Genomic DNA, 23,974 nt, shown 5'->3' with positions numbered 1-23,974 from the left:
ATGCTTCAGCCAAAGCGTACAAAATTCCGCAAACAGCATAAGGGCCGGATTTCCGGTCTGGCCAAAGGCGGTAGCGACCTGAACTTCGGGACCTTCGGTCTCAAGGCACTTCAGCCCGAGCGTGTGACAGCGCGTCAGATCGAAGCGGCTCGCCGCGCGATGACACGTCACATGAAGCGTCAGGGCCGTGTCTGGATCCGCATTTTCCCGGATACACCGGTCACTTCCAAACCCACCGAAGTTCGGATGGGTAAGGGTAAAGGCTCCGTCGATTTCTGGGCCTGCAAGGTCAAGCCGGGCCGCGTCATGTTCGAACTCGACGGCGTGGACGAAACCACCGCACGTGAGGCCCTGCGCCTTGCCGCGATGAAGCTGCCGATCAAAACCCGTGTTGTCCTCCGCGAGGATTGGTAACCGGGTCGCGGGCTTACCCCCGCGGCGATAAATGCAAAAGCCCCCGCCGAGCGATCGGCGGGGGCTTTTGTGTTTTTGAAAACCCTTGCGTCGCGAGGGCTGGATGTGTCAGGCCGTGACGGGCCGCGCATCGACAAAGTTCCAGGCGCCGGTCTCTTCCGTCTTGTCGAACGCTTTCGCCTCGACCGGAATGATCTTGTCCATGAACCCGATCATCGACGCCGCGCTGTCGGGCGCGCCGATGACCGCATATTTTGCCACATGGCTCAGCGCGCGGAACCGCGACTGGATCACATCGCCGTCCAGCATGCTGTCCCAGTCGCTGCCGGTGAAATCGCTCAGGTCCAGCAGCATGTTCACCTTGTCGGTCTCGTCAAAGACGGTGTTCATGTACTTGGCCATCGCCTCGGACGCGTCATCGTCGATGCGCCCGGAGATGCGGAACGCATAGACCTTGGGGTTATCCGTGGGGATCTGCTTGATCGGTCCGTGTGCAAACGTCTGCATGGTGTCTTCCTCCATTACGTTGCCGGAAGAACCCGCACCGCGGACATTTGGTTCCTTTTGCAGGATTGCGGGCTGCCCGCACGGCCTGCGCAATGGCCGATGGTGCAGGGCAGGCGCCTCCGACAGCTTGCGCCGTCGGCTTCGCCTCAGCTCGGGCAGACCTGCACCCTTTGGCGCGCGGCGCGGCGTTTGTTGGGGTTGCGCCCGCTAACCGCGTTGCGCAGATCCACAAGCTCCGGCAGGTGATGATCCTGATCGTCAGCGCAGAAAAAGATCTTGAGGTCGTCTTCATAGCTCTGCACGTCGGGCAGGTCTGCATCCGGCAAGGACAGCACGCCCTGCTCCGCACTATTCTCTTGCGGTTCGCACAGCCAGCTCATGGCGGCCTCTTGCTCGGAAAGGGGAAAGACCATGACGGGGCAGGGGATCAGGACGGGCATGATCCGGTTGAGCGCGCCACGAGTCACAATCACCGCCACCCGGTCAAACTTGTTCCAGTATGTCAGCCCCATCTTCGCATCAACAAAGAGCGCCCGCAGCGAAGAGTGATGGTAGCTGTTCTCGATCCGCACCAACAGCCGCAGTCGGTCGTGTTCGCAAAGCGCACTTTCCAGTGCGGGGATCAGTATCCTTTCATAGTCCGCTTCGGTCACCGTCCCCTTGACGCGAAAGCCTAGCATGCCATCCTCCGGGATAGACATCATCTCGATCATTGCCGTTTTTTCCTGACGTGATTCGTTGAGACCTTAGGCCTTATACTGGTATTTTGGCTGGCCGTCATTGATCTGCGGCAAAAGGTCGGCGGCTCTCGCCATGCCTGTGCGGCTGGGCTATGACGCTGCCATGACACAAATTGATTCCCTCTTCGTGACCCGCCTCTACCGAGCCCATCTGTCCGAACATGGCAAACCCGTGGATCTGACCGAGATGGAAGCCTCCTGCTATTCGATCGCCCAGGATGATGAAGCCGGGCAGGAGTGGTGCGAGGAAAACGACTATGTCGGCTACACCTCCTATGCCTCGCTCACCGATCTTGGCTGGCGCTTTCCGATCTTCAAGGATCTGACCAAGGTGCTGGACAAACACGTCGCCGCCTTTGCCAAGGATCTGGCATTCGAGCTCGACAGCAAAAAGCTCAAGCTCGAAGACATCTGGATCAACATCCTGCCCGAGGGTGGGGTGCACAGCGGCCACATCCATCCGCATTCGGTGATCAGCGGCACGACCTATGTGACGATGCCCAAGGGCGCCAGCGCGATCAAATTCGAAGATCCCCGCCTGCCGATGATGATGGCCGCCCCGACCCGCAAGAAAAAGGCCCCGCAAGAGCTGCGCCAGTTCGTCTACATCGCCCCCGAAGCGGGCGAGGTGCTGCTGTGGGAGTCCTGGCTGCGCCACGAAGTCCCGCTCAACCTTGCGGAAGAAGAGCGGATCTCGGTAAGCTTCAACTACAGCTGGGGCTGAGGGGCAGACTGCCGGCCCGGCTTTCTGCAGGCCGCTGAAACGTGCTGCGTGCAAGACTATTTCGGGCCTAGTCTTCATCAAACTGTCGTCAGGCCTTGCCATAAGGCATATCCCCCTGTATGCGACCCCCTCATCATGGACTCCACCGGAATCAGGGTGACCCACGCAAATCGGCATGGGGCCTACCGGTGATGTTGAAAGGAAGGGCGACATGAACGCCAAGGAACTGCATGACAAGACACCGGACCAGCTCCGGGAAGAACTTGTCTCTCTGAAAAAAGAAGCCTTCAACCTGCGTTTCCAGCAGGCCACCGGCCAGATGGAAAACACATCGCGCATGAAGATCGTGCGGCGTGAAGTGGCGCGGGTCAAAACCGTGCTGAACCAAAAGGCCGCTAACGCGGCTGCAGAATAAGGGAGCCTGACAGATGCCCAAACGTATTCTTTCCGGCACCGTGACAAGCACCGCCAACGCCCAGACCGTTACGGTCAAGGTCGAGCGCCGCTTCAAGCACCCGGTTCTGCAAAAGACAATCCGTAAGTCCAAAAAGTACCGGGCTCACGACGAAGCTGAAAAGTTTCAGGTTGGGGACATGGTCCGCATCATCGAATGCGCGCCCAAGTCCAAGACAAAGCGCTGGGAAGTCGTTCTCGAAGAGACAACGACCAACTAGTTTGATCGAAACCATGGGGAGAAGGCTAACCAAGCCCCCCAAAGGTCAGGAGAAACCACATGATCCAGATGCAGACCAATCTGGATGTAGCTGACAACTCCGGCGCACGCCGGGTGCAGTGCATCAAGGTTCTGGGTGGTTCCAAGCGTAAGTACGCATCCGTGGGCGACATCATTGTCGTCTCGGTCAAGGAAGCCATCCCACGCGGTCGCGTGAAAAAAGGGGACGTCCGCAAGGCCGTCGTCGTTCGCACCGCCAAAGAAGTCCGTCGCGATGACGGCACAGCGATCCGTTTCGATCGTAATGCTGCCGTGATCCTGAACAACGCAGGCGAGCCTGTCGGTACCCGTATTTTCGGACCGGTTGTGCGCGAACTGCGTGCCAAGAACTTCATGAAGATCATCTCGCTTGCGCCGGAGGTGCTGTAATGGCTGCTAAACTCCGCAAAGGCGACAAGGTCATCGTTCTTGCAGGCAAGGACAAGGGCACCACGGGCACCATCACGACTGTCGACCCCAAGTCGGGCAAGGCAATCGTCGAAGGCGTGAACATGGCGATCCGTCACACCAAGCAAAGCCAGAGCACTCAAGGCGGCCGCGTCCCCAAGGCGATGCCGATCCAGCTGAGCAATCTGTCTTTGGTTGATACCAACGGCAAGGCAACCCGTGTCGGCTTCAAGATCGAAGGCGACAAAAAGGTTCGTTTTGCCAAGACCACGGGGGACGTGATCGATGCTTGATACAGAAAACTATACCCCACGGCTCAAGGCCCAGTTCAACGACACCATCAAGGCCGCTCTGAAAGAAGAGTTCGGCTATTCCAATCTGATGATGGTGCCGCGTCTGGACAAGATCGTGCTGAACATCGGCTGTGGCGCCGAAGCTGTCCGTGACAGCAAGAAAGCCAAGTCGGCACAGGATGACCTGACCACGATCGCAGGCCAGAAGGCTGTTGTGACCAAGGCCAAGAAATCCATCGCTGGTTTCCGGGTGCGTGAAGAAATGCCGCTCGGTGCCAAGGTGACTCTGCGCGGGGATCGTATGTACGAATTCCTCGACCGCCTGATCACCGTGGCAATGCCCCGCATCCGCGACTTCCGTGGCGTGTCGGGCAAGTCGTTTGATGGCCGCGGCAACTATGCCACCGGTCTCAAGGAACACATCGTCTTCCCGGAAATCAACTTTGATAAAGTTGACGAAAACTGGGGCATGGACATCGTGATCTGCACGACTGCCAAGACCGACGCAGAAGCCAAAGCGCTGTTGAAAGCTTTCAACATGCCGTTCAACAGCTAAGGGGAAATCAGAACATGGCAAAAAAATCCATGATTGAGCGCGAGAAAAAGCGCCAGCGTCTGGTGAACAAGTATGCTGCCAAACGGGCAGAGCTGAAAGCCGCCGCCACCGATGAGAGCAAGCCGTTCGAGGATCGCTTCAAAGCGCGTCTCAAACTGGCCGAACTGCCGCGCAACAGCTCGGCAACTCGTCTTCACAACCGCTGCCAGCTGACGGGGCGTCCGCACGCCTATTACCGCAAGCTGAAAATCAGCCGTATCATGCTGCGCGACCTGGGCTCCAAAGGCCAGTTGCCCGGCATGGTCAAGTCAAGCTGGTAAGGAGGGCATGATATGAACGATCCTATCGGCGATATGCTCACCCGGATCCGCAACGCACAAATGCGTGGCAAATCCACTGTGATGACACCCGCCTCCAAGCTGCGTGCCTGGGTTCTCGACGTTCTCGCGGACGAAGGTTACATCCGCGGCTACGAAGCGACCACTGGCGTCGACGGTCACCCGGCCATCGAAATCAGCCTCAAGTACTTTGACGGCACTCCTGTTATTCGCGAGATCAAGCGTGTTTCCACGCCCGGTCGCCGCGTCTACCTCGGTGTCGAAGATATCCCCGTGGTCCGTCAGGGCCTGGGTGTGTCGATTGTCAGCACGTCGCGTGGCGTGATGTCGGATGCACATGCACGGGCGGCCAATGTTGGCGGCGAAGTGCTTTGCACGGTGTTCTAAGGAGAACTGGTAATGTCTCGTATTGGGAAAAAACCGGTCGGCCTGCCTTCGGGCGTGTCTGCAACGCTCTCCGGTCAGACCATCGAAGTGAAGGGTTCCAAGGGAACCCAGAACTTCACAGCCACCGACGACGTGACTTTGACCGTGGAGAATGACGAAATTACCGTCACGCCCCGCGGCAAGTCCAAGCGCGCGCGCCAGCAGTGGGGCATGACTCGCACAGTTATTGCGAACATGGTTCACGGCGTGTCCGACGTCTTCAAGAAAGAGCTTGAAATCCGCGGCGTGGGTTACCGGGCGCAGCTTCAGGGCAGAGTCCTGAAACTGAACCTCGGCCTCAGCCACGATGTCAACTTTGAAATCCCTGAAGGAGTTACGGTCACTGCACCGAAGCCAACCGAGATCATCGTGGAAGGTCACGATTTGCAGCTGGTTGGTCAAGTGGCCGCAAATATTCGCGAATGGCGCCGCCCCGAGCCCTACAAAGGCAAAGGCATCCGCTACAAAGGCGAATATATCTTCCTGAAGGAAGGCAAGAAGAAATAAGGACGCGCAAAATGGCAAACAGTAAAAGAGATCTGTTCCTGAAGCGCCGTCTGCGCACACGGAACAAGCTGCGGGCAGTGAATGCAGGGCGCTTGCGCCTGTCGGTTCACCGCTCCAACAAGAACATCAGCGTTCAGCTGATCGACGATGTGAATGGCGTGACGCTTGCTTCGGCTTCTTCTCTCGAGAAGGATCTGGGCATCCTCGGCAAAAACAATCTGGAAGCCGCCGCCAAGGTGGGTACCGCGATTGCAGAGCGCGCCAAAAAGGCTGGTGTGGAAGAAGCTTACTTCGACCGCGGCGGCTTCCTGTTCCACGGCAAGGTGAAGGCTCTGGCCGACGCCGCACGCGAAGCAGGTCTGAAGATCTAAACCACGGCGTAGGGGGCCCGTTACTGGGCCCCCTCGATGATCCGGGGGCCACTGCCGCAGGGTGGGGGCCCACCAGGGATCGAGTTATTTTTGGTGCTTCTGGCGCCACAGTATAAGGATGCCTGTACATGGCAGAACGTGATAACCGTCGCGGTGGTGGGAACAATCGCCGCGAAGAATCCAATCCGGAATTCGCCGATCGCCTGGTTGCGATCAACCGGGTGTCCAAGACCGTCAAGGGTGGTAAGCGCTTTGGCTTCGCCGCACTTGTGGTTGTTGGCGACCAGAAGGGCCGCGTCGGCTTCGGCAAGGGCAAGGCCAAAGAGGTCCCCGAGGCGATCCGCAAGGCAACCGAGCAGGCCAAGCGCAAGATGATGCGCGTTCCCCTGCGCGAAGGCCGCACGCTGCACCACGACATGGAAGGCCGTCATGGCGCCGGTCGCGTGATCATGCGCTCTGCACCGCAGGGTACCGGGATCATCGCCGGTGGTCCGATGCGTGCCGTGTTCGAAATGTTGGGCATTCAGGACGTGGTCGCAAAATCGACCGGTTCGCAGAACCCCTACAACATGATCCGTGCAACGCTGGACGGTCTGGGCAAAGAAACGTCGCCCCGCATGGTCGCACAGCGCCGTGGCAAGAAGGTCGCTGACATTCTTGGCCACAAGGAAGAAGCTCCCGCTCCCGAAGCGGCTGCCGAGTCGGCAGAAGCGTAAGGATCTGAACAAATGGCAAAAACCATCGTCGTCAAGCAGATCGGCTCCCCGATCCGCCGCCCCGCGAAACAGCGTCAGACCCTTATCGGTCTCGGCCTGAACAAGATGCACAAGACCCGCGAACTTGAAGACACTCCCGCCGTGCGCGGCATGGTCAACAAGATCTCGCACCTTGTCACCATTGTTGAAGAGCGCGGCGAGTGATCGCCCGCTGACAGGCCTCGGCCTGTCGAGAGATACAAGCGCCCTCCGGGAAACCGGGGGGCGTTTTCGCGTTTTCCGGCCCTTCCATTGCCCGGGGTGATCCGAAAGTCCGTATCGCCTTTTGCCCGCATTTATTGTCCCCTCCGCTCGGCGCGCCAGGCCCATGGCGCGACCCTCAGGAGGAGAAATTCATGACCAGTCCCTATGCAGGCGGATGCGAACACGTTCACATCAAGGCAAGTGCCGAGCCGATCGACAACCACGAATGCCATTGCAATGTCTGCAAGGGCGTGACCGGCCAGCAGCACACCCATGTCGCGTTCTTCAACTACGGTGATGTCTCGGTCGATCATCCCGAAAAGATGAAACGCCAGCCCTTCAACGCGGCAAACCCGAACGGCCCGCTGGAGCTGTGCACCTGCGCGGATTGCGGCGCGGCGCTGATGCTGGATGACAAGGAAAAGCGCATTCGCGTCGCTGTTCCCAATGTCATGGGCTATGATGACGCGGCTTTCCCGACGGCAAGCTATCACGCCTTCTATGACGAATCGAAGCCCTATGAAAAACCCTCAGACGGCCGCCCGGTCTATGAAGGCCTGCGCCCAGATTTCACTTGGCCCGCTTCGGCCTGATCCCAGGGATCAGCGGATAGGAAAAGCCCCGGCACTGCCGGGGCTTTTGACGTTCAGGGCAGGGGCGTCAGATCTCCAGGGTGATCTTGCCGAAATGCGCGCCGCTCACCTCATGGGCAAAGGCCTCTGCGATATCGTCCAGCGCAAAGCTGCGGTCCAGCACCGGGCGCAGGCCTGTCGTCTCCATCGCGCGCACCATGTCGCGCTGATGGGTGGCACTGCCCACGATCAGCCCCTGCAGTGTCTGGTGGCGCGCCATCAGCTTGGCGGTCGGAACCTCGCCGGACCGTCCGGTCAGCACCCCGATCAGCGCCATGTGACCACCGATGCGGCAGGCGTCGATGGACTGACCCAGCGTCGCAGGGCCACCCACCTCGATCACGTGATCAACACCGCGCCCGCCGGTCATCTCGGCAATGCGCCGACCCCAATCCGCATGGGTCTTGTAATTGACGCCACCCGCCGCGCCCATCTCGCGCAGACGCTCCAACTTGACGTCTGACGACGAGGTCGCGAACACCCGCGCGCCCATGGCCCGCGCGATCTGCAGCGCATAGATCGACACGCCCCCGGTGCCCAGCACCAGCACATCATCCCCGGCCTTCAGCCCGCCATCCACCACCAGCGCGCGCCAGGCCGTCAGGCCTGCGGTGGTGATGGTTGCGGCCTCTGAATGGCTCCAGCCCTTGGGCGCATGGGTAAAGGCGCTGGCAGGCAGCGTGACATGGGTGCGGGCAAACCCGTCGACCCCGTCGCCCGGCGTGGTGGAAAAATTGTCAATCGGCGGCGCGCCGTCCTGCCAATGCGGAAAGAACAGCGACACAACATTGTCCCCTGCGCTAAAGGTTGTGACGCCCGCGCCAACCGCCTCGACCACACCGGCGCCGTCGGACATCGGAATGCGCCCGTCCTCGGTCGGCATCTTGCCTGTCACCACGCCAAGGTCATGGAAGTTCAGGGAACTGGCATGCACCCGTACGCGGATCTCTCCTGCAGCGGGGGCTGGCGCCTCTGCCATTTCAACAACCTGCAGATTCTCAAGCCCTCCCGGGGCTTTCAGCCTGATCGCTTTCATTGCCTGTCCTTTTTGGTTATGTCGTCCGGGCACCACAGGGATGCGGCGCCGTCTGTGCTCACCTAAGCACGGACTGCCCCAGATCAATGTCCGCAGATCGGATGGGGTGTCACACGATTGCACTCTTGAACCGGGACGGCTGCGCGTCTATACGCCCCCGGTGGTCCTATGGGGCCCGACTCATATTTGACAACGCCGTGTTTGCCCACTCCGTCGCTGGAGGGCAGTTCCGGCAAAAGGAGAAGCGACAATGAAACTGCATGAACTTCACGACAATCCCGGTGCCACCAAAAAGCGCAAGCGTATTGGTCGCGGTGCGGGTTCCGGCATGGGTAAGACCGGTGGCCGTGGTATCAAGGGTCAGAAGTCCCGTTCGGGTGTGGCGATCAAGGGCTACGAAGGCGGCCAGATGCCGCTCTACCAGCGTCTGCCCAAGCGCGGCTTCAACAAGCCGAACCGCAAGTCCTTTGCTGTCGTCAACCTCGGCCTGATCGAGAAATTCGTGAACGAAGGCAAAATCGACGCCTCCGCACAGATCACCGAAGACGTGCTGATCGCCTCGGGTCTGGTCCGTCGCAAGCTGGACGGCATTCGTCTGCTGGCCAAGGGCGTGTTCAGCACCAAGCTGGACGTTGCCGTGACCGGCGCTTCGAAATCCGCGGTTGAAGCGGTCGAAGCGGCAGGCGGGTCCGTCACGATCACTGCCCAGGTTAAAACTGCCCAGGTTAAAGCGGCCGAATAACCGGTTGTGAGCGGCGCTCGCGCCGCTTACATTCGTTTCAGGTTTTCCCCGACGCCGCCCGAGCCGTTAAACCGCTCCGGGCGGCGTTTGTCTGACAAGAGAGATCCCTTATGGCATCCGCAGTAGAACAAATGGCCTCGAACACGAGCTGGGCTGCTCTGGGCAAGGCGACGGATCTGCGCAACCGCATCATCTTTACGCTCGGTCTGCTCATCGTCTATCGCCTTGGCACCTACATTCCCGTTCCCGGCATCGATGGCGGGGCGCTGCGTGACTTCATGCAGCAGGCCCAGCAGGGCATCGGCGGCATTCTCACCATGTTCACCGGCGGCGCGCTGGGGCGGATGGGGATCTTTGCGCTGGGGATCATGCCCTATATCTCGGCCTCGATCATCATCCAGCTTTTGACCTCGATGGTTCCCTTCCTTGAACAACTCAAGAAAGAGGGCGAACAGGGCCGCAAGAAGATTAACCAGTACACCCGCTACGGCACGGTGTTCCTGGCCACATTCCAGGCATACGGCCTGTCCAAAGGCCTTGAATCCGGCAGCCTCGTCACCGATCCGGGCCTCTACTTTCAGGCCTCCTGTGTCATCACCCTTGTCGGCGGCACGATGTTCCTGATGTGGCTTGGCGAACAGATCACAGCGCGCGGCATCGGCAACGGCATCTCCCTGATCATCTTTGTCGGCATCATCGCCGAAGTCCCCGCAGCCCTGGCACAGTTCTTTGCCTCCGGCCGGTCGGGCGCCATCAGCCCGGCAGTGATCATCGGCGTGATCCTCATGGTCGTGGCGGTCATCATGTTTGTGGTGTTCATGGAACGCGCGCTGCGCAAGATCACCATCCAGTATCCCCGCCGTCAGGTGGGCATGAAGATGACCGAAGCGCAGAATTCACACCTGCCGATCAAGGTGAACCCGGCGGGCGTCATCCCGGCGATCTTCGCCAGCTCCCTGTTGCTGCTGCCGACCACGATCGCGACCTTCAGTCAGACGGGGTCCACTGGTGTGGTCATGTCGACGATCCTGGCCTATTTCGGCCCCGGTCAGCCGCTCTACCTGCTGTTCTTCGCCGCGATGATCGTGTTCTTTGCTTATTTTTACACCTTCAACGTCTCGTTCAAGCCGGATGAAGTGGCCGAAAACCTCAAGAACCAGAACGGCTTTGTTCCCGGCATCCGCCCGGGCAAGAAAACCGCCGATTATCTGGAATATGTGGTCAACCGGGTGCTGGTTCTGGGCGCGGCCTACCTTGCCGCTGTCTGTCTTCTGCCTGAAATCCTGCGCAGCCAGTTCGCCATTCCGTTCTACTTTGGCGGCACGTCCGTGCTGATTGTGGTCAGCGTAACCATGGACACCATCCAGCAGGTGCAAAGCCATCTTCTGGCCCATCAATACGAAGGTCTCATTCAAAAGTCGCAGCTGCGCGGCAAGAGTAAGGCCCGCAAGACCAAGGGACCGTCACGTCGATGAACATCATACTGATCGGCCCGCCGGGTGCGGGCAAAGGGACACAGGCGCGGATGCTTGTGGAAGAACGCAACATGATCCAGCTGTCCACCGGCGATATGCTGCGCGAAGCCCGCGACAGCGGAACAGAGATGGGCCTTGTTGTGGCGGACGTCATGGCGCGCGGCGATTTGGTCACGGATGAGATCGTGATCGGCCTGATCCGCGAAAGGCTGCAGGGTGACACGGCGGGGGGGCTGATCTTTGACGGCTTCCCGCGCACGCTCAAGCAGGCAGATGCTCTGGGCGAACTTCTGGCCGACCTGGGCCAGAGCCTTGATTACGTGATCGAACTGCGCGTCAACGATGACGCGCTGGTCGACCGGATCACCGCACGCTCCACCTGCGCCACCTGTGGTGAGGTGTATAACGACAACATCAAGCCGGTCCCGGCCGATGGCAAATGCTCGAACTGTGGCGGCACGCACTTCAAGCGCCGCGCCGATGACAACGAACAAAGCCTCAAGAAGCGCCTGATGGAATATTACAAGCAGACCTCGCCACTGGTCGGCTACTACTACGCCAAGGGGCAGTACAGCCGCGTTGACGGCCTGGCCGAAATGGATGACGTGCACACCGCCATCACCCGGAAGCTCGACGCCTGACACAGCCGTCCGCTGATCCGCTGACGCCTCATGGATGTCTGCGGGTCGGCTCCCCTTTCCTGAATCAGGGGGCTGTGTCGCCGCTGACCCACTCCGTCGCAGGTTGTCGCGGGGATGCGTCACAATCGGACTTGACGCCTGTTCCGAATCCCCATACCCACCCCTATCTCTGCAAGAGAATCGCCTTTGCGGGTTGTTTCGCCTCAATTCGCAAGAACACCTGATCAGCCGAAAGCCCGCAGGCACCTGCCACGGGCCTGATGTTGTGAAAAAAGGGTCTGGAGCTACGGACCCGCAACGAAAAGGAATGACACGTGGCACGTATCGCCGGCGTAAACATCCCGACCCACAAACGGGTCCCGATCGCCCTCACCTATATCACCGGAATTGGCCCCTCGCTGGCCAAGGAAATCTGCACAGCCGTGAACATCGACGAAACCCGTCGCGTGAACGAACTGTCCGACGCCGAAGTGCTCTCCATCCGTGAGCATATCGATGCGAACCTGACCGTCGAAGGCGACCTGCGCCGTGAGACCCAGATGAACATCAAGCGTCTGATGGACCTTGGCTGCTACCGTGGCCTGCGTCACCGCCGCAACCTGCCGGTTCGCGGTCAGCGGACCCACACCAACGCTCGCACCCGCAAAGGCCCCGCTAAGGCCATTGCTGGCAAGAAGAAATAAGGGAGGGCTGACAACATGGCACGCGATACAAGACGCGCAAGCAAGAAGAAAGTCTCCAAGAACATCGCCGCAGGTGTGGCGCATGTGAATTCTTCTTTCAACAACACCAAGATCCTGATCTCCGACGTGCAGGGCAATGCCATTGCATGGTCCTCGGCCGGCACCATGGGCTTCAAAGGGTCGCGTAAATCGACACCTTACGCTGCTCAGCTCGCCGCCGAAGATGCCGGCAAGAAAGCTCAGGAACACGGCGTGAAAACCATCGAAGTCGAAGTGCAGGGCCCCGGTTCGGGACGTGAATCCGCACTGCGCGCTCTGGCAGCTGTCGGTTTCAACATCACTTCGATCCGTGATGTGACCCCGATGGCCCACAACGGCTGCCGCCCGCCGAAACGCCGCCGGGTCTGATTTCACACTCTTCTGGTTGGGGCTGCGCCTGTGTGCACGGCCCCAATCCGTCATTTTAACCTCGGGCGTTTTTGCCTTTAGGACATGAGGCAAAAGCAGGAATGGAGGGACGTATGATCCACAAGAACTGGGCTGAACTGATCAAGCCAATGCAGCTTGAAGTGAAGCCGGGCAATGATCCGACCCGCGTCGCGACCATCATCGCGGAACCGCTTGAGCGCGGCTTTGGTCTGACCCTCGGAAACGCGCTGCGGCGCGTGCTTCTGTCGTCGCTGCAGGGGGCTGCCATCACCTCTGTGCAGATCGACAACGTGCTGCACGAATTCTCGTCCGTGGCCGGTGTCCGTGAAGACGTGACAGACATCGTTTTGAACCTCAAGGGTGTTTCTCTGCGCATGGAAGTCGAAGGGCCGAAACGCCTTTCGATCAATGCCAAGGGCCCCGGCGTGGTCAAGGCCGGTGACATTTCCGAATCCAACGGTATCGAGATCCTGAACAAGGATCACGTGATCTGCCACCTCGACGACGGTGCGGATCTGTTCATGGAACTGACTGTGAACACCGGCAAGGGTTATGTTTCGGCTGACAAGAACAAGCCGGAAGATGCCCCCATCGGCATGATCCCGATCGATGCGATCTATTCGCCGGTCAAAAAGGTCGCTTACGACGTCCAACCCACCCGCGAGGGCCAGGTGCTGGATTATGACAAGCTGACCATGAAGATCGAAACCGACGGATCGCTGACACCCGAAGATGCCGTGGCCTATGCTGCGCGCATCGTTCAGGACCAGCTGTCGATCTTTGTCAACTTTGACGAACCGGAATCGGCCAACCGTCAGGATGATGACGATGGTCTGGAATTCAACCCGCTCCTCCTCAAGAAGGTGGACGAGCTGGAACTTTCCGTCCGTTCGGCAAACTGCCTCAAGAACGACAACATCGTCTACATCGGCGATCTGATTCAGAAAACCGAAGCCGAGATGCTGCGCACCCCGAACTTTGGCCGCAAGTCGCTGAACGAGATCAAAGAGGTTCTGTCGGGCATGGGTCTGCACCTTGGCATGGATGTCGAGGACTGGCCGCCAGACAATATCGAAGACCTTGCCAAGAAGATGGAAGATACTTTCTAAGATTGGCTTAACAGAATGCGGGAATGCCCCTTTTGGGGCATTCTCCATACCCGGAGCCATATGGTTTCCATACGCGATCCATACGGTTTCCATACCACCCCGACCCGGGCAAATCCGCCCCAATGACGGGCAAGACACGCATCTTGCCCCGGACAAAGCATAGAGCCACATAAGGCTTAAAGGAGACATAAAATGCGTCACGCAAAAGGCTACCGCCGCCTGAACCGGACCCACGAGCACCGCAAGGCACTCTGGGCCAACATGTCAGGCTCGCTCATCGAGCACGAACAGATCAAGACCACGCTGCCCAAAGCCAAAGAGCTTAAGCGCGTGATCGAAAAGCTGGTAACCCTCGGAAAACGCGGCGATCTTCACGCCCGTCGCCAGGCCAATGCCCAGCTCAAGCAGGACATGCACGTTGCCAAGCTGTTCGAAGTCCTCGGCCCGCGCTATGCGGAACGTCAGGGTGGCTACGTCCGCGTTCTGAAGGCCGGTTTCCGTTATGGTGACATGGCGCCGATGGCGATCATCGAATTCGTCGACCGCGACGTCGACGCCAAAGGCGCGGCTGACAAGGCCCGCCTCGCAGCCGAAGAAGCCGCCGCATAAGATCCTTTCAGGATCAAGAGTTTAGAGGCCCTTGCCATTGTTGGCGGGGGCCTTTTTCGTTGGCGTCCCGCCGGTTGCGGCGTGGTGCAGTTGCGTATTTGGAAAGAGAAGAAGCAGGGGGCCGTGCCCATGCCCCAGCCTTGCAATCAGTGCCCCCGGGGCGCATATCTGAACCCTGAGGGAGACCGCATATGTTCCGCATCATTCTGATTTCATTCATGCTTCTGGCGACGAGCCTGTCGGCACAGGTTCAGAAGGTGCCGGGGTCTCAGGCGGAAATATCCCTGAGCTTTGCGCCGCTGGTCCGCGCGGCGGCCCCGGCCGTGGTGAACATATACGCCAGCCGCGTGGTACAGGCGCGCTCGCCCTTTCTGGACGATCCGGTTTTTGGCAACTTTTTCAGAGACTTCGGCGCAGGACGGCCAAGGGTGCAGAACTCGCTCGGTTCGGGCGTGATCCTGTCGGGGGACGGCTATGTGGTTTCGAACTACCATGTGGTGGGGCAGGCGACGGACATCCGCGTGGTGCTGAACGACCGGCGCGAATATTCCGCAACCGTGTTGCTGGGGGATGAGGAAAGCGATCTCGCCATCCTCAAGCTCGACGGCGCGACGGACATGCCACATCTCGATCTGCGCGACAGCGACACGGTCGAGGTGGGCGAACTGGTTCTTGCCATCGGCAATCCCTTTGGCGTCGGGCAGACGGTGACCAGCGGCATCGTCTCGGGTCTTGCACGGTCCGGCACGGCCACAGGCAACACGCGCGGCTATTTCATCCAGACCGATGCGCCGATCAATCCAGGCAATTCCGGCGGTGCCCTGATCGACGTTCAGGGGCGGCTCATCGGGGTGAACACCTCTATCCTCAGCCGTTCGGGCGGATCGAACGGCATCGGCTTTGCCATTCCGGCAGCACTGGTTGCGCAGTTCGTCGATCAGGCCCGCAGCGGCACCGACCGGTTCGAACGTCCCTGGGCGGGCATTTCAGGGCAGCCGGTGGATGCGGATCTGTCGGAAAGCCTAGGGCTGGTTGTGCCGGGTGGGGTGGTCGTGTCCGAACTGCATCCCGACAGCCCCTTCCGCACCGCCGGGATCGAGGTGGGTGATGTGATCACCGCTGTGGACGGCCAGCCGGTGAACACCCCGCCCGAGATGATCTATCGCATGTCGATCCGTGGTCTGGGCGCCACGGCCAAGGTGACGCGTCTGCGCGGCGACACGGCAGAGACGGTTGTGGTCGACATGATCGCCGCCCCCGAGGTTCCGGCGCGGGACGCGCAGACCCTGGGCGCGCGCGAGGTACTGCCGGGGCTGCATCTGTCCAACATCAACCCGGGTGTGTTGGCCGAAACCGGTTTGCCGCTGGCGTCAAAAGGTGTGCTGGTGCTGGATCCCGGCCCCTACGGCCTGCGCATCGGGCTGCAGGCTGGCGATATCCTGCGCAGCGTCAACGATCAGGCCATCGAGGCGGCGGATCGGGTGGGCACAGCCCTGCGCCGGGCCGGATCGCGCGTGACGCTTGAGATTCTGCGCGGCGGGCAGCTTGCTCAGATCCGGTTCCGGGTCTGAGCCATGGCCGATCTTTTCGAAAGCCCCCCTGTTCCGGACAATGCCCCGCGCCCATTGGCCGACCGCCTGCGGCCCCGGACGCTGGCCGAGGTGATCGGCCAGCAAAAGGTCATCGGCCCAGAGGGGCCTTTGGGCGTGATGCTGGCCTCGCATTCGCTCGGCTCGCTGGTGTTCTGGGGGCCGCCGGGGGTGGGCAAGACCACCATTGCACGTCTGTTGGCGGATGAGACGGACATGCACTTTGTCCAGATCAGCGCGATCTTCACCGGCGTGCCGGAACTGCGCAAGGTCTTCGACGCGGCCAAGCATCGTCGCCAGAACGGGCAGGGTACACTGCTGTTCGTGGATGAAATCCACCGCTTCAACAAGGCGCAGCAGGACGGCTTTCTGCCGCATATGGAGGATGGCACGATCCTGCTAGTCGGCGCCACCACGGAAAACCCGTCGTTTGAACTCAACGCCGCCTTGCTCAGCCGCGCGCAGGTGCTTGTGCTGGAACGGCTGACACTGGGCGAACTCGAACTCCTCGCCCAGCGGGCGGAAAAGGAACTGGCCCGCGCCCTGCCGCTCGACGGTCCGGCGCGCGAGGCGCTGCTTGAGATGTCGGATGGCGATGGCCGCGCCCTGCTGAACCTGATCGAACAGGTGGCCGCCTGGAAGGTGGAGGGCAAGCTCGGCATCGATCAGCTGACCACCCGCCTCATGCGGCGTGCAGCGCAGCACGACAAGTCCGGGGAAAGTCATTACAACCTGATCTCCGCCCTGCACAAATCGGTGCGCGGCTCTGACCCCGACGCCGCGCTGTACTGGTTCGCGCGGATGCTGGAGGGCGGCGAAGATCCCCGCTTCCTCGCCCGGCGCATCACCCGCATGGCGGTCGAGGATATCGGCCTTGCTGATCCGCAGGCGCAGGCCGTCTGTTTGCAGGGGTGGGAGACGTATCAGCGGCTTGGCTCACCCGAAGGCGAACTTGCGCTGGCACAGGCGGTCGTCTACCTCGCCCTCGCGCCGAAATCCAATGCGGTCTACGGCGCCTACAAGGCCGCGCGCAAGGCCGCCAAGGCCACCGGCTCAGTCTCCCCGCCCAAACACATCCTGAACGCCCCCACGGCGCTGATGAAGGATCTCGGCTATTCCGACGGCTATTCCTATGACCACAGCGCCGAGGATGCCTTTTCCGGGCAGGACTATTTCCCCGAAAGCATGGGTCGCACGGTGTTTTATGAACCGGTCGAGCGCGGGTTCGAACGAGATCTGAAAAAACGCGTGGACTATTTCAACAATCTGCGGGCCAAACGCCAGCAGACAAAGGGCTGAAACCGCCGCAACAGGCGCCTTTGCTTGACATTTGACCCCTCAGGCGCGATGCACCCGGGCATGGTTTTCACGCTGATACAGGTCGCCTTGGGCGGCGCCTTGGGGGCTTCGTCACGCTATCTGACGGGGCTGGCCACGATCCGCATTCTGGGGGCGGGCTACCCTTGGGGGACGCTGACGGTCAACATTGTCGGCTCCTTTCTGATGGGTGTTGTCGTGGTGGCACTGGCGCAGACCGGCGGAAACCGCTATGCGCCCCTTTTGATGACGGGATTCCTGGGCGGTTTCACAACCTTCTCGGCCTTCTCGCTGGATGCGATCAGCATGTATGAACGGGGTGCCGTCGGACTTGCGGCGGGGTATGTGCTGGCCTCTGTGATCCTATCCTTAGCTGCACTTATGGCGGGCCTGTGGGTCGCGCGGGGGATATTGGCATGAGCCAGGTACAGACACTTACGGTTTCACAGGATGATGGCGATCAGCGGCTGGACCGCTGGCTGCGGCGCATCTTTCCGCATCTGGCCCAGACGCGCATCGAAAAGATGTGCCGCAAGGGCGAATTGCGCGTTGATGGCGGGCGGGTCAAGGCGAACACCCGGCTTGTCGCGGGGCAACAGGTGCGCGTACCGCCGCTGCCCGATCCCGGTCAGATCCAGTCGGGCCCCAAGACCGAGGTCACCTCGGCTGACGCGCGGCTGATGCGCGACATCGTCCTTTATCAGGACGACCATGTCATCGCGATCAACAAGCCCGCAGGCCTGCCCACCCAGGGCGGCAGCAAGCAGACCCGCCATGTGGACGGGCTGTCTGTGGCGCTGCAATACGACTACGACGAAAAACCGCGTCTGGTGCATCGTCTGGACAAGGACACATCCGGTGTTCTGCTGCTGGCGCGCACCCGCGCTGCGGCACAGGCGCTGACCGCGTCGATGCGGCACAAGGAAACGCGCAAGATTTACTGGGCGCTCGTCGCCGGGGTGCCGACGCCCTATCTGGGCGAGATCAAGTATGGTCTGGTCAAGGCCGCCGGTCGCGGCGCTGGCGGTGAGGGCGAAAAGATGATCGCCGTCCACCCGCGCGACATGAACAGCACGCCGGATGCCAAACGCGCCTACACGATCTATGCCACGCTTTACCGCGTTGCGGGCCGTGCTGCCTGGGTCGCGATGGAACCGCTGACAGGCCGCACCCACCAGCTGCGCGCGCATATGGCCGAAATCGGCCATCCGATCATCGGTGATGGCAAATACGGCGGCTCTGGCCAAGAGAATCAGGGCGATGGCTGGGGTGCCCAGCTGGGCGGCATCATTTCCAAGAAACTGCACCTGCATGCGCGGATGATGCGCTTCGAACATCCCGTGACACACAAGATCATCACTGTGACCGCGCCGCTGCCCGATCACATGGCGCATAGCTGGGACACCTTCGGCTGGACCGAAGATCTGGCCCAGGAAGACCCGTTCGAGGCGATCTGATGGCCAAGGATCCTAAACTGGCTGAGCTGCGTCTGGTGGTGTTCGACGTCGACGGCACGCTGGTCGACAGTCAGGCGGATATCCTTGCCGCGATGACCGCCGCCTTTGCCTCGGCTGATCTCGCGGTGCCCGGCCGCGACGATATCCTTGGTATCGTCGGGCTGTCCCTGCCAGAGGCGATGACCGTGCTTGTGCCCGGCATTGCGACGCCGCTGCGGCGTGATCTGGTCGCCGGCTACAAGGCCGCCTACACGGACCTGCGCGCCGAAAACGGGGTCGAGGCGTCTTCGCCGCTTTATCCTCACGTGCGCAAGGTGTTGGAAGAGATGCACGCCATCCCCGAACTGCTGCTCGGTGTCGCCACCGGCAAATCGCGCCGGGGCCTGGACAGGCTGCTGGATGGTCACGACCTGCGTCATCTGTTCGTAACTCAGCAGGTGGCGGACAATCACCCCTCCAAACCCCACCCCGCGATGTTGAAAAGCGCCCTTGCGGAAACCGGGGTTGCGGCGCATCGCGCGGTGATGGTGGGGGACACAAGTTACGACATGGAAATGGCACGGTCGGCGGGGATGCTCGCCATTGGTGTGGGCTGGGGCTATCATGACCGCGCCCGCCTGAAGGATGCACATATCATCCTCGACGACATCCGCCTGCTGCCCGGCCTCTTGCAACAGATCTGGGAGCAGATGGCATGAGCGAATGGGCCCCAAAACGGTTCTGGACCGCCTCCGAAGTGACAAAAGCCGAAGGCGGCTTTGCCGTCGCGCTGGACGGTCGCCCGGTCAAGACCCCGGCCAAGGCAGCGCTTGTGGTGCCAACCCCGGCACTGGCGCAGGCCATTGCCGCTGAATGGGACGCGCAGGGCGACAAGATTGATCCGACCTCAATGCCCTTCACCCGGGGCGCAAATGCCGCCATCGACAAGGTGCGCATCCAGCACGGCGAAGTCGCTGACATGCTGGCCGCCTACGGTGACAGTGACCTGCTGTGCTACCGCGCCGAAAGCCCCGTCGAACTGGTCGTGCGGCAGGCGGCCGCGTGGGATCCGATGCTCGATTGGGCCGAAATGCAGCTTGGCGCGCGCTTAGCGCCTCGAGCGGGTCTCATGCACGCCCCGCAGCACCCAGACGCGTTGCAGACCCTGCGCCGCCAGGTCCATGCGCTGGACCCCTTTGCACTGGCCGCCTTTCACGACCTAGTGTCGCTGACCGGCTCTCTGGTGCTGGGATTCGCGGCAGTATCCGAACAGGCGCCCGCCTCTGACCTCTGGACCCTGTCCCGCATCGACGAAGACTGGCAACAGGACCTCTGGGGCGCAGATGAAGAGGCGCAGGAGATTGCAGAACTGAAACGCGCGGCCTTTTTGCAGGCGCAGAAGTTCTTTTTGCTCTCGCAGAAACCGACAAAGTGACTGCCTGAGGGCTGACGCTTGGTAAAGCATGTGCCAAGTCGCCTTTTTACTAGGCATCACGCTTGACCTTCAAATATGAATCCGACCACAATTGGTCACACAAAGGGGGGAGGGTCCCTGCTTTGGTCTTTGCGGCCCAATGGGCCGGAGAAAAAAAACCGCTTCGCAAGGAAGCGGACAAACAGGAAGAGGTTAGTATGAGAAAAACCGTAACTCTTGGCGCAATGACAGTAGCGGCCTTCGCGGCTGGGGCTGCTGGAGCTGCCACCCTCGACGACGTCAAGGCACGGGGTAAACTGAACTGCGGCGTGAACACCGGTCTGGTCGGGTTCGCAGCTCCGGACGCCAATGGCGAATGGCAGGGTTTTGACGTCGGTATCTGCCGCGCCGTCGCTGCCGCCGTTCTTGGGGATCCCACAGCAGTTGAATTCATTCCCACAACCGGCAAGACACGCTTTACCGCGCTGTCCTCGGGTGAAATCGACATTCTCGCCCGCAACACCACTTGGACGTTCACGCGCGATGTCGACCTCAAGTTCGATTTCGTCGGCGTGAACTATTATGACGGTCAGGGCTTCATGGTTCCCAAGGCACTGGGCGTCAGCTCGGCCAAGGAACTTGATGGCGCGACCGTCTGCATCCAGACCGGCACCACGACCGAGCTGAACCTCGCGGATTACTTCCGCAAGAACAACATGACCTACCAGCCGGTTCCGATCGAAACCGAAGCTGAAGCCAAGCAGCAGTATCTCGCTGGTGCCTGCGACACCTACACGACAGATGCGTCCGGCCTGGCCGCGTCGCGCGCCTCGTTCGAAAACCCCGGCGATCACGTCGTCCTGCCGGAAATCATCTCGAAAGAGCCGCTTGGCCCTGTTGTCCGTCATGGCGACAACGACTGGGGTGACATCGTGCGCTGGACCTTCTACGCGCTCGTCGCAGCCGAAGAATATGGCATCACCTCGGCCAATATCGAAGAACTCTCGGCCGGCACCGACATGCCCGAAGTCAACCGTATCCTTGGCACCGAAGACAACCTCGGCGCGATGCTGGGTCTGGAACCGGGCTGGGCCAAGGCGGCGATTGCTGCAGGTGGCAACTACGGCGAACTGTTCGAAAAGAACATCGGCGAGAACACACCGATTGCCCTGTCGCGTGGTCTGAACGCACAGTGGACCGATGGCGGCCTGATGTACGCACCGCCGTTCCGGTAAAATCACAAGACCCTAGGGCGCGCGGGGAAACCCTCGCGCCCTTTCTACCAAAGCCTAGGGCAACATAACCCCCGAGAATCGTCAGATGGGATCAACCCGTCGGCGTCAAGAAGCCGGGGAAATCAGGGATGTCATTCATGACGGTACTCAGCGACCCGCCGGTCGGCTCATTTCGGCTATCCATGCTGATCTACGATTCGAAATATCGGTCCTACACATTTCAGTTCATCGCCCTCATGATCGTGATTTCGCTGTTCGCGTATCTCGGGTCGAACCTTCTGACGAACCTGCAGGCGGCGGGGCTGAACATCAGCTACGGCTTCCTCGGGGAATCCTCGAATTACGACATCAACCAGTCACTGATCGACTATTCCAGCCGGTCCACGCACCTGCGCGCGGCCTTTGTCGGCGCGCTCAACACTCTGCTTGTCGCCTTTCTGGCCTGCATCACGGCCACGATCATCGGTGTCATCGCCGGTGTGCTGCGCCTGTCGCCCAACTGGCTTGTCCGCAAGCTGATGGCCGCCTATGTCGAGGCGTTCCGCAACGTGCCGGTGCTGATCTGGATCATCATCATCTTCACTATCCTGACGGCGGTGCTGCCCGCCCCCAGTGCGTTCCGGGGCGAAAACCCTGATGCGACGATGCTGTTCGGGGCCATCGCCTTTACCAACCGGGGGCTCTATCTGCCTGCGCCCATCTGGGGACCGGGCTCGCTGATCCTCGGCGTGATCTTTGTCGCCTCGATCATCGGCGTCTTTGCCTACCGCTCTTATGCCACAAAGCTGCTGTTCGACACGGGCAGGCTGTTGCCGATGGGCTGGCCCTCTTTCGCGATCCTGATCCTGCCCACGCTGCTGGCCTATTTCATTCTTGGTCGGCCCGTCACGCTCGAATATCCCGAACTGGCTGGTTTCAACTTTCAGGGGGGCATTCAAATCCTCGGATCGCTGATTGCACTCTGGTGGGCGCTGGCGATCTATACCGGCGCCTTCATCGCGGAAAACGTCCGCGCGGGCATTCAGTCCGTCAGCAAGGGCCAGGCCGAGGCCGCCGCCTCGCTGGGCATGCGTCCCAACCGGACAATGAACCTTGTTGTCCTGCCGCAGGCGCTGCGGGTGATCATCCCGCCGCTGATCTCGAACTATCTCAACATCACCAAGAACTCATCGCTCGCCATTGCCGTGGGCTATATGGACATCACCGGCACGCTGGGCGGCATCACGCTGAACCAGACGGGGCGGGCGATCGAATGCATCCTGCTGCTGATGGCCTTCTATCTGGTGATCAGCCTGACGATTTCGGGCCTGATGAACGTCTATAACAACGCCGTCAAACTGAAGGAGCGCTGAGATGTCAGACACCCACCAGCAATCCATCGGTTTTGTGCGCGATTCCATGCTGCCGCAGGTCGCCCCACCCTTGGGCGAAACCGGCATCTTCAAGTGGATGAAGGCGAACATGTTCTCCTCCATCGCCAATGGGGCGCTGACGCTCGCGGCGCTGGCTGCCATCTATTACCTGCTGTCCGGCGTGCTGCCCTGGTTGCTGAACGGGGTCTGGCAGGCCGATTCGATCCGCGAGTGCCGCGAAATCCTGGACGGCAAGGTTGGCGGTTGCTTTGCCGTTCTGGCCGAACGCTGGAACCAGCTGCTGTTCGGGTTCAAATACCCGTCCGAGCTTTACTGGCGCCCGACCCTGGCCTTTGTGCTGCTGTTCGTGGCCATCGCCCCGGTGCTGTTTCGCAAGGTTTTCCCGGCGCAGATGCTCTGGTTCTCGGCTCTCTACCCGTTCGTCGCCTATTTCCTGATCTGGGGTGGCTCGGTCCTGATCCCGCTGTTTGCGCTTTTGGGCTTTGTCCTGGGCTACGTGTTCTACAGCACCTTCGTCGCGCGCAGCTTCGCGCTTGGCTCCTTTGGCGGGATCCTAGTCGCCATGGCGGTCTGGTACATCACCGGCTTTCTCCCGATCGAAGGCGTCCTTGCCACAGAGGCGGTTGCCAGCCGCGACATGGGCGGCTTCATGCTGAACCTGATCCTGGGGACAGTCTGCGTGTCGCTGTCGATCCCCTTTGGCATCGCGCTGGCGCTGGGGCGGCAGTCGGACATGCTGATCATCAAATGGATCTGCGTCGTCTTCATCGAATTCATCCGTGGCGTGCCGCTGATCACCCTGCTGTTTGTGGCAAGCGTGATGCTGGCCTACTTTTTCCCGCCGGATGCCAATATCGACCTGATTCTGCGGGTCATCATCATGATCACCATGTTCGCCTCGGCCTATATCGCCGAGGTGATCCGGGGGGGCCTCGCCGCGCTTCCGACAGGGCAGTACGAGGCAGGTGATTCTCTTGGCCTCGACTATGCCCAGAAGATGCGGCTGATCGTGCTGCCGCAGGCTCTCAAGATCTCGATCCCGGGCATCGTCAACGTCGCCGTGGGCCTGTTCAAGGACACGACGCTGGTCTCGGTCATCTCGATGTTCGATCTGGTCGGCACCATTCGCGGGCCGGTTCAGGCTTCCAGCGAATGGAATGGCGTCTACTGGGAACTTCTTGGTTCTGCAGCACTGCTGTTCTTTGTCGTCTGCTACGGCATCTCGCAATATTCACAGTGGTTGGAGCGTCAGCTTCAGACCGATCATCGTTGATCCCTCAAGCAGCATAGCGATAGGGA

Annotated in this window: 33 protein-coding genes; 30 read left to right on the top strand and 3 right to left on the bottom strand. The window is 60.6% G+C overall.

Annotated features, from left to right (window positions below):
- Nucleotides 1-414, top strand: a complete 414-nt coding sequence (gene rplP / locus P775_RS16405) for a 50S ribosomal protein L16 (protein WP_099911978.1) — start codon at nt 1-3, stop codon at nt 412-414.
- Nucleotides 415-522: 108 nt separating this feature from the next.
- Here the strand turns inward: rplP and P775_RS16400 are convergent, their stop codons facing one another.
- The gene (locus P775_RS16400; RefSeq protein WP_099911993.1) at nt 523-921 is read right to left on the bottom strand and encodes a SpoIIAA family protein; all 399 of its coding nucleotides are present in this window, start codon (nt 919-921) and stop codon (nt 523-525) included.
- A gap of 146 nt (nt 922-1,067) precedes the next feature.
- Nucleotides 1,068-1,634 carry a SpoIIAA family protein gene (locus tag P775_RS16395; RefSeq protein WP_099911977.1) on the bottom strand — a complete coding sequence of 189 codons (567 nt, stop codon included), beginning with the start codon at nt 1,632-1,634 and terminating at the stop codon, nt 1,068-1,070.
- Between the two features lie 130 nt (nt 1,635-1,764).
- On the opposite strand from P775_RS16395, the gene P775_RS16390 reads away from it, so the two are divergent.
- The 13 genes from P775_RS16390 to P775_RS16330 all read left to right on the top strand — a co-directional run bounded on the left by P775_RS16390 (nt 1,765) and on the right by P775_RS16330 (nt 7,548).
- A complete protein-coding gene (locus P775_RS16390; protein WP_099911992.1) occupies nt 1,765-2,385 on the top strand; it encodes a TIGR02466 family protein in 621 nt (206 codons plus the stop codon).
- 211 nt (nt 2,386-2,596) lie between these two features.
- Nucleotides 2,597-2,800 (top strand): 50S ribosomal protein L29, encoded by a 204-nt coding sequence (gene rpmC / locus P775_RS16385; protein ID WP_099911976.1) that lies wholly within the window; start codon nt 2,597-2,599, stop codon nt 2,798-2,800.
- 13 nt (nt 2,801-2,813) lie between these two features.
- Nucleotides 2,814-3,059: a 30S ribosomal protein S17 gene (gene rpsQ / locus P775_RS16380; protein WP_099911975.1), complete on the top strand. Its 246-nt coding sequence runs from the start codon at nt 2,814-2,816 to the stop codon at nt 3,057-3,059.
- Between the two features lie 59 nt (nt 3,060-3,118).
- Entirely contained in the window at nt 3,119-3,487 is a 369-nt protein-coding gene (gene rplN, locus P775_RS16375) for a 50S ribosomal protein L14 (protein WP_047996064.1), read from the top strand.
- Nucleotides 3,487-3,798, top strand: a complete 312-nt coding sequence (gene rplX / locus P775_RS16370) for a 50S ribosomal protein L24 (RefSeq protein ID WP_099911974.1) — start codon at nt 3,487-3,489, stop codon at nt 3,796-3,798. The genes rplN and rplX overlap by 1 nt, the downstream gene beginning before the upstream one ends.
- Entirely contained in the window at nt 3,791-4,354 is a 564-nt protein-coding gene (gene rplE / locus P775_RS16365; protein WP_099911973.1) for a 50S ribosomal protein L5, read from the top strand. The genes rplX and rplE overlap by 8 nt, the downstream gene beginning before the upstream one ends.
- Nucleotides 4,355-4,368: 14 nt before the next feature.
- Nucleotides 4,369-4,674 (top strand): 30S ribosomal protein S14, encoded by a 306-nt coding sequence (rpsN, locus tag P775_RS16360; protein WP_099911972.1) that lies wholly within the window; start codon nt 4,369-4,371, stop codon nt 4,672-4,674.
- A 12-nt stretch (nt 4,675-4,686) separates the two neighbouring features.
- Nucleotides 4,687-5,079 (top strand): 30S ribosomal protein S8, encoded by a 393-nt coding sequence (rpsH, locus tag P775_RS16355; RefSeq protein ID WP_099911971.1) that lies wholly within the window; start codon nt 4,687-4,689, stop codon nt 5,077-5,079.
- A gap of 12 nt (nt 5,080-5,091) precedes the next feature.
- Nucleotides 5,092-5,625: a 50S ribosomal protein L6 gene (gene rplF, locus P775_RS16350; RefSeq protein ID WP_099911970.1), complete on the top strand. Its 534-nt coding sequence runs from the start codon at nt 5,092-5,094 to the stop codon at nt 5,623-5,625.
- A gap of 11 nt (nt 5,626-5,636) precedes the next feature.
- Nucleotides 5,637-5,996: a 50S ribosomal protein L18 gene (rplR, locus tag P775_RS16345; protein ID WP_099911969.1), complete on the top strand. Its 360-nt coding sequence runs from the start codon at nt 5,637-5,639 to the stop codon at nt 5,994-5,996.
- 128 nt (nt 5,997-6,124) lie between these two features.
- Nucleotides 6,125-6,712 carry a 30S ribosomal protein S5 gene (gene rpsE / locus P775_RS16340; RefSeq protein ID WP_099911968.1) on the top strand — a complete coding sequence of 196 codons (588 nt, stop codon included), beginning with the start codon at nt 6,125-6,127 and terminating at the stop codon, nt 6,710-6,712.
- 12 nt (nt 6,713-6,724) lie between these two features.
- Nucleotides 6,725-6,916 carry a 50S ribosomal protein L30 gene (rpmD, locus tag P775_RS16335; RefSeq protein WP_099911967.1) on the top strand — a complete coding sequence of 64 codons (192 nt, stop codon included), beginning with the start codon at nt 6,725-6,727 and terminating at the stop codon, nt 6,914-6,916.
- A 191-nt stretch (nt 6,917-7,107) separates the two neighbouring features.
- A complete protein-coding gene (locus P775_RS16330) occupies nt 7,108-7,548 on the top strand; it encodes a GFA family protein (RefSeq protein ID WP_099911966.1) in 441 nt (146 codons plus the stop codon).
- A 67-nt stretch (nt 7,549-7,615) separates the two neighbouring features.
- Here the strand turns inward: P775_RS16330 and P775_RS16325 are convergent, their stop codons facing one another.
- Nucleotides 7,616-8,623 (bottom strand): zinc-dependent alcohol dehydrogenase family protein, encoded by a 1,008-nt coding sequence (locus tag P775_RS16325; RefSeq protein WP_099911965.1) that lies wholly within the window; start codon nt 8,621-8,623, stop codon nt 7,616-7,618.
- 250 nt (nt 8,624-8,873) lie between these two features.
- Between P775_RS16325 and rplO the strand changes: the two genes are divergently transcribed.
- The 16 genes from rplO to P775_RS16245 all read left to right on the top strand — a co-directional run bounded on the left by rplO (nt 8,874) and on the right by P775_RS16245 (nt 23,948).
- Nucleotides 8,874-9,365 (top strand): 50S ribosomal protein L15, encoded by a 492-nt coding sequence (gene rplO / locus P775_RS16320; protein WP_099911964.1) that lies wholly within the window; start codon nt 8,874-8,876, stop codon nt 9,363-9,365.
- Nucleotides 9,366-9,475: 110 nt separating this feature from the next.
- Complete coding sequence (gene secY, locus P775_RS16315) at nt 9,476-10,840, top strand: preprotein translocase subunit SecY (protein ID WP_099911963.1); 1,365 nt, start codon at nt 9,476-9,478, stop codon at nt 10,838-10,840.
- Complete coding sequence (locus P775_RS16310; RefSeq protein ID WP_099911962.1) at nt 10,837-11,481, top strand: adenylate kinase; 645 nt, start codon at nt 10,837-10,839, stop codon at nt 11,479-11,481. Before secY ends, P775_RS16310 begins: the two co-directional genes overlap by 4 nt.
- Before the next feature lie 314 nt (nt 11,482-11,795).
- On the top strand, nt 11,796-12,164 hold the full coding sequence (gene rpsM / locus P775_RS16305; RefSeq protein ID WP_099911961.1) for a 30S ribosomal protein S13: 369 nt from the start codon (nt 11,796-11,798) through the stop codon (nt 12,162-12,164).
- 15 nt (nt 12,165-12,179) lie between these two features.
- Nucleotides 12,180-12,572, top strand: a complete 393-nt coding sequence (gene rpsK, locus P775_RS16300) for a 30S ribosomal protein S11 (RefSeq protein ID WP_099911960.1) — start codon at nt 12,180-12,182, stop codon at nt 12,570-12,572.
- A gap of 113 nt (nt 12,573-12,685) precedes the next feature.
- Nucleotides 12,686-13,702 (top strand): DNA-directed RNA polymerase subunit alpha, encoded by a 1,017-nt coding sequence (locus tag P775_RS16295; RefSeq protein ID WP_099911959.1) that lies wholly within the window; start codon nt 12,686-12,688, stop codon nt 13,700-13,702.
- 192 nt (nt 13,703-13,894) lie between these two features.
- Nucleotides 13,895-14,311: a 50S ribosomal protein L17 gene (gene rplQ, locus P775_RS16290; RefSeq protein WP_099911958.1), complete on the top strand. Its 417-nt coding sequence runs from the start codon at nt 13,895-13,897 to the stop codon at nt 14,309-14,311.
- 191 nt (nt 14,312-14,502) lie between these two features.
- The gene (locus P775_RS16285) at nt 14,503-15,882 is read left to right on the top strand and encodes a trypsin-like peptidase domain-containing protein (protein ID WP_099911957.1); all 1,380 of its coding nucleotides are present in this window, start codon (nt 14,503-14,505) and stop codon (nt 15,880-15,882) included.
- Nucleotides 15,883-15,885: 3 nt separating this feature from the next.
- Nucleotides 15,886-17,199 carry a replication-associated recombination protein A gene (locus tag P775_RS16280; RefSeq protein WP_099911956.1) on the top strand — a complete coding sequence of 438 codons (1,314 nt, stop codon included), beginning with the start codon at nt 15,886-15,888 and terminating at the stop codon, nt 17,197-17,199.
- A 60-nt stretch (nt 17,200-17,259) separates the two neighbouring features.
- Nucleotides 17,260-17,637 (top strand): fluoride efflux transporter CrcB, encoded by a 378-nt coding sequence (crcB, locus tag P775_RS16275; RefSeq protein WP_099911991.1) that lies wholly within the window; start codon nt 17,260-17,262, stop codon nt 17,635-17,637.
- Nucleotides 17,634-18,674 carry an RluA family pseudouridine synthase gene (locus P775_RS16270; RefSeq protein ID WP_099911955.1) on the top strand — a complete coding sequence of 347 codons (1,041 nt, stop codon included), beginning with the start codon at nt 17,634-17,636 and terminating at the stop codon, nt 18,672-18,674. The genes crcB and P775_RS16270 overlap by 4 nt, the downstream gene beginning before the upstream one ends.
- Nucleotides 18,674-19,372 carry an HAD-IA family hydrolase gene (locus tag P775_RS16265; RefSeq protein WP_099911954.1) on the top strand — a complete coding sequence of 233 codons (699 nt, stop codon included), beginning with the start codon at nt 18,674-18,676 and terminating at the stop codon, nt 19,370-19,372. Before P775_RS16270 ends, P775_RS16265 begins: the two co-directional genes overlap by 1 nt.
- A complete protein-coding gene (locus P775_RS16260) occupies nt 19,369-20,088 on the top strand; it encodes an ATP12 family chaperone protein (RefSeq protein WP_099911953.1) in 720 nt (239 codons plus the stop codon). The genes P775_RS16265 and P775_RS16260 overlap by 4 nt, the downstream gene beginning before the upstream one ends.
- A gap of 197 nt (nt 20,089-20,285) precedes the next feature.
- Nucleotides 20,286-21,302 carry an amino acid ABC transporter substrate-binding protein gene (locus P775_RS16255; protein WP_099911990.1) on the top strand — a complete coding sequence of 339 codons (1,017 nt, stop codon included), beginning with the start codon at nt 20,286-20,288 and terminating at the stop codon, nt 21,300-21,302.
- 137 nt (nt 21,303-21,439) lie between these two features.
- The gene (locus tag P775_RS16250; RefSeq protein ID WP_099911989.1) at nt 21,440-22,654 is read left to right on the top strand and encodes an amino acid ABC transporter permease; all 1,215 of its coding nucleotides are present in this window, start codon (nt 21,440-21,442) and stop codon (nt 22,652-22,654) included.
- Between the two features lies 1 nt (nt 22,655).
- Entirely contained in the window at nt 22,656-23,948 is a 1,293-nt protein-coding gene (locus P775_RS16245) for an amino acid ABC transporter permease (RefSeq protein WP_099911952.1), read from the top strand.
- The last annotated feature ends 26 nt before the right edge of the window (nt 23,949-23,974 follow it).

This window comes from Puniceibacterium antarcticum (genome assembly GCF_002760615.1).
Taxonomy (GTDB): Bacteria; Pseudomonadota; Alphaproteobacteria; order Rhodobacterales; family Rhodobacteraceae; genus Puniceibacterium; species Puniceibacterium antarcticum.
The sequence above is the reverse complement of the archived record's forward strand: the minus strand, read 5'-3'. Positions and strand labels throughout refer to the sequence as shown.

Bases quoted from the DNA above. Each gene is read 5' to 3' on its own strand.
- rplQ (WP_099911958.1), top strand. From the start codon at position 13,895: ATGCGTCACGCAAAAGGCTACCGCCGCCTGAACCGGACCCACGAGCAC.
- P775_RS16255 (WP_099911990.1), top strand. From the start codon at position 20,286: ATGAGAAAAACCGTAACTCTTGGCGCAATGACAGTAGCGGCCTTCGCG.
- P775_RS16395 (WP_099911977.1), bottom strand. From the start codon at position 1,634: ATGATCGAGATGATGTCTATCCCGGAGGATGGCATGCTAGGCTTTCGC.
- rpmC (WP_099911976.1), top strand. From the start codon at position 2,597: ATGAACGCCAAGGAACTGCATGACAAGACACCGGACCAGCTCCGGGAA.
- rpmD (WP_099911967.1), top strand. From the start codon at position 6,725: ATGGCAAAAACCATCGTCGTCAAGCAGATCGGCTCCCCGATCCGCCGC.
- rpsN (WP_099911972.1), top strand. From the start codon at position 4,369: ATGGCAAAAAAATCCATGATTGAGCGCGAGAAAAAGCGCCAGCGTCTG.
- rpsK (WP_099911960.1), top strand. From the start codon at position 12,180: ATGGCACGCGATACAAGACGCGCAAGCAAGAAGAAAGTCTCCAAGAAC.
- P775_RS16270 (WP_099911955.1), top strand. From the start codon at position 17,634: ATGAGCCAGGTACAGACACTTACGGTTTCACAGGATGATGGCGATCAG.
- rplX (WP_099911974.1), top strand. From the start codon at position 3,487: ATGGCTGCTAAACTCCGCAAAGGCGACAAGGTCATCGTTCTTGCAGGC.
- crcB (WP_099911991.1), top strand. From the start codon at position 17,260: ATGGTTTTCACGCTGATACAGGTCGCCTTGGGCGGCGCCTTGGGGGCT.
- rplR (WP_099911969.1), top strand. From the start codon at position 5,637: ATGGCAAACAGTAAAAGAGATCTGTTCCTGAAGCGCCGTCTGCGCACA.
- secY (WP_099911963.1), top strand. From the start codon at position 9,476: ATGGCATCCGCAGTAGAACAAATGGCCTCGAACACGAGCTGGGCTGCT.
- P775_RS16265 (WP_099911954.1), top strand. From the start codon at position 18,674: ATGGCCAAGGATCCTAAACTGGCTGAGCTGCGTCTGGTGGTGTTCGAC.
- rplO (WP_099911964.1), top strand. From the start codon at position 8,874: ATGAAACTGCATGAACTTCACGACAATCCCGGTGCCACCAAAAAGCGC.
- P775_RS16245 (WP_099911952.1), top strand. From the start codon at position 22,656: ATGTCAGACACCCACCAGCAATCCATCGGTTTTGTGCGCGATTCCATG.
- P775_RS16295 (WP_099911959.1), top strand. From the start codon at position 12,686: ATGATCCACAAGAACTGGGCTGAACTGATCAAGCCAATGCAGCTTGAA.
- rplN (WP_047996064.1), top strand. From the start codon at position 3,119: ATGATCCAGATGCAGACCAATCTGGATGTAGCTGACAACTCCGGCGCA.
- P775_RS16260 (WP_099911953.1), top strand. From the start codon at position 19,369: ATGAGCGAATGGGCCCCAAAACGGTTCTGGACCGCCTCCGAAGTGACA.
- P775_RS16310 (WP_099911962.1), top strand. From the start codon at position 10,837: ATGAACATCATACTGATCGGCCCGCCGGGTGCGGGCAAAGGGACACAG.
- rpsH (WP_099911971.1), top strand. From the start codon at position 4,687: ATGAACGATCCTATCGGCGATATGCTCACCCGGATCCGCAACGCACAA.
- rplE (WP_099911973.1), top strand. From the start codon at position 3,791: ATGCTTGATACAGAAAACTATACCCCACGGCTCAAGGCCCAGTTCAAC.
- P775_RS16285 (WP_099911957.1), top strand. From the start codon at position 14,503: ATGTTCCGCATCATTCTGATTTCATTCATGCTTCTGGCGACGAGCCTG.
- rpsE (WP_099911968.1), top strand. From the start codon at position 6,125: ATGGCAGAACGTGATAACCGTCGCGGTGGTGGGAACAATCGCCGCGAA.
- P775_RS16390 (WP_099911992.1), top strand. From the start codon at position 1,765: ATGACACAAATTGATTCCCTCTTCGTGACCCGCCTCTACCGAGCCCAT.
- P775_RS16250 (WP_099911989.1), top strand. From the start codon at position 21,440: ATGACGGTACTCAGCGACCCGCCGGTCGGCTCATTTCGGCTATCCATG.
- rplF (WP_099911970.1), top strand. From the start codon at position 5,092: ATGTCTCGTATTGGGAAAAAACCGGTCGGCCTGCCTTCGGGCGTGTCT.
- P775_RS16330 (WP_099911966.1), top strand. From the start codon at position 7,108: ATGACCAGTCCCTATGCAGGCGGATGCGAACACGTTCACATCAAGGCA.
- P775_RS16400 (WP_099911993.1), bottom strand. From the start codon at position 921: ATGCAGACGTTTGCACACGGACCGATCAAGCAGATCCCCACGGATAAC.
- rpsQ (WP_099911975.1), top strand. From the start codon at position 2,814: ATGCCCAAACGTATTCTTTCCGGCACCGTGACAAGCACCGCCAACGCC.
- P775_RS16325 (WP_099911965.1), bottom strand. From the start codon at position 8,623: ATGAAAGCGATCAGGCTGAAAGCCCCGGGAGGGCTTGAGAATCTGCAG.
- P775_RS16280 (WP_099911956.1), top strand. From the start codon at position 15,886: ATGGCCGATCTTTTCGAAAGCCCCCCTGTTCCGGACAATGCCCCGCGC.
- rplP (WP_099911978.1), top strand. From the start codon at position 1: ATGCTTCAGCCAAAGCGTACAAAATTCCGCAAACAGCATAAGGGCCGG.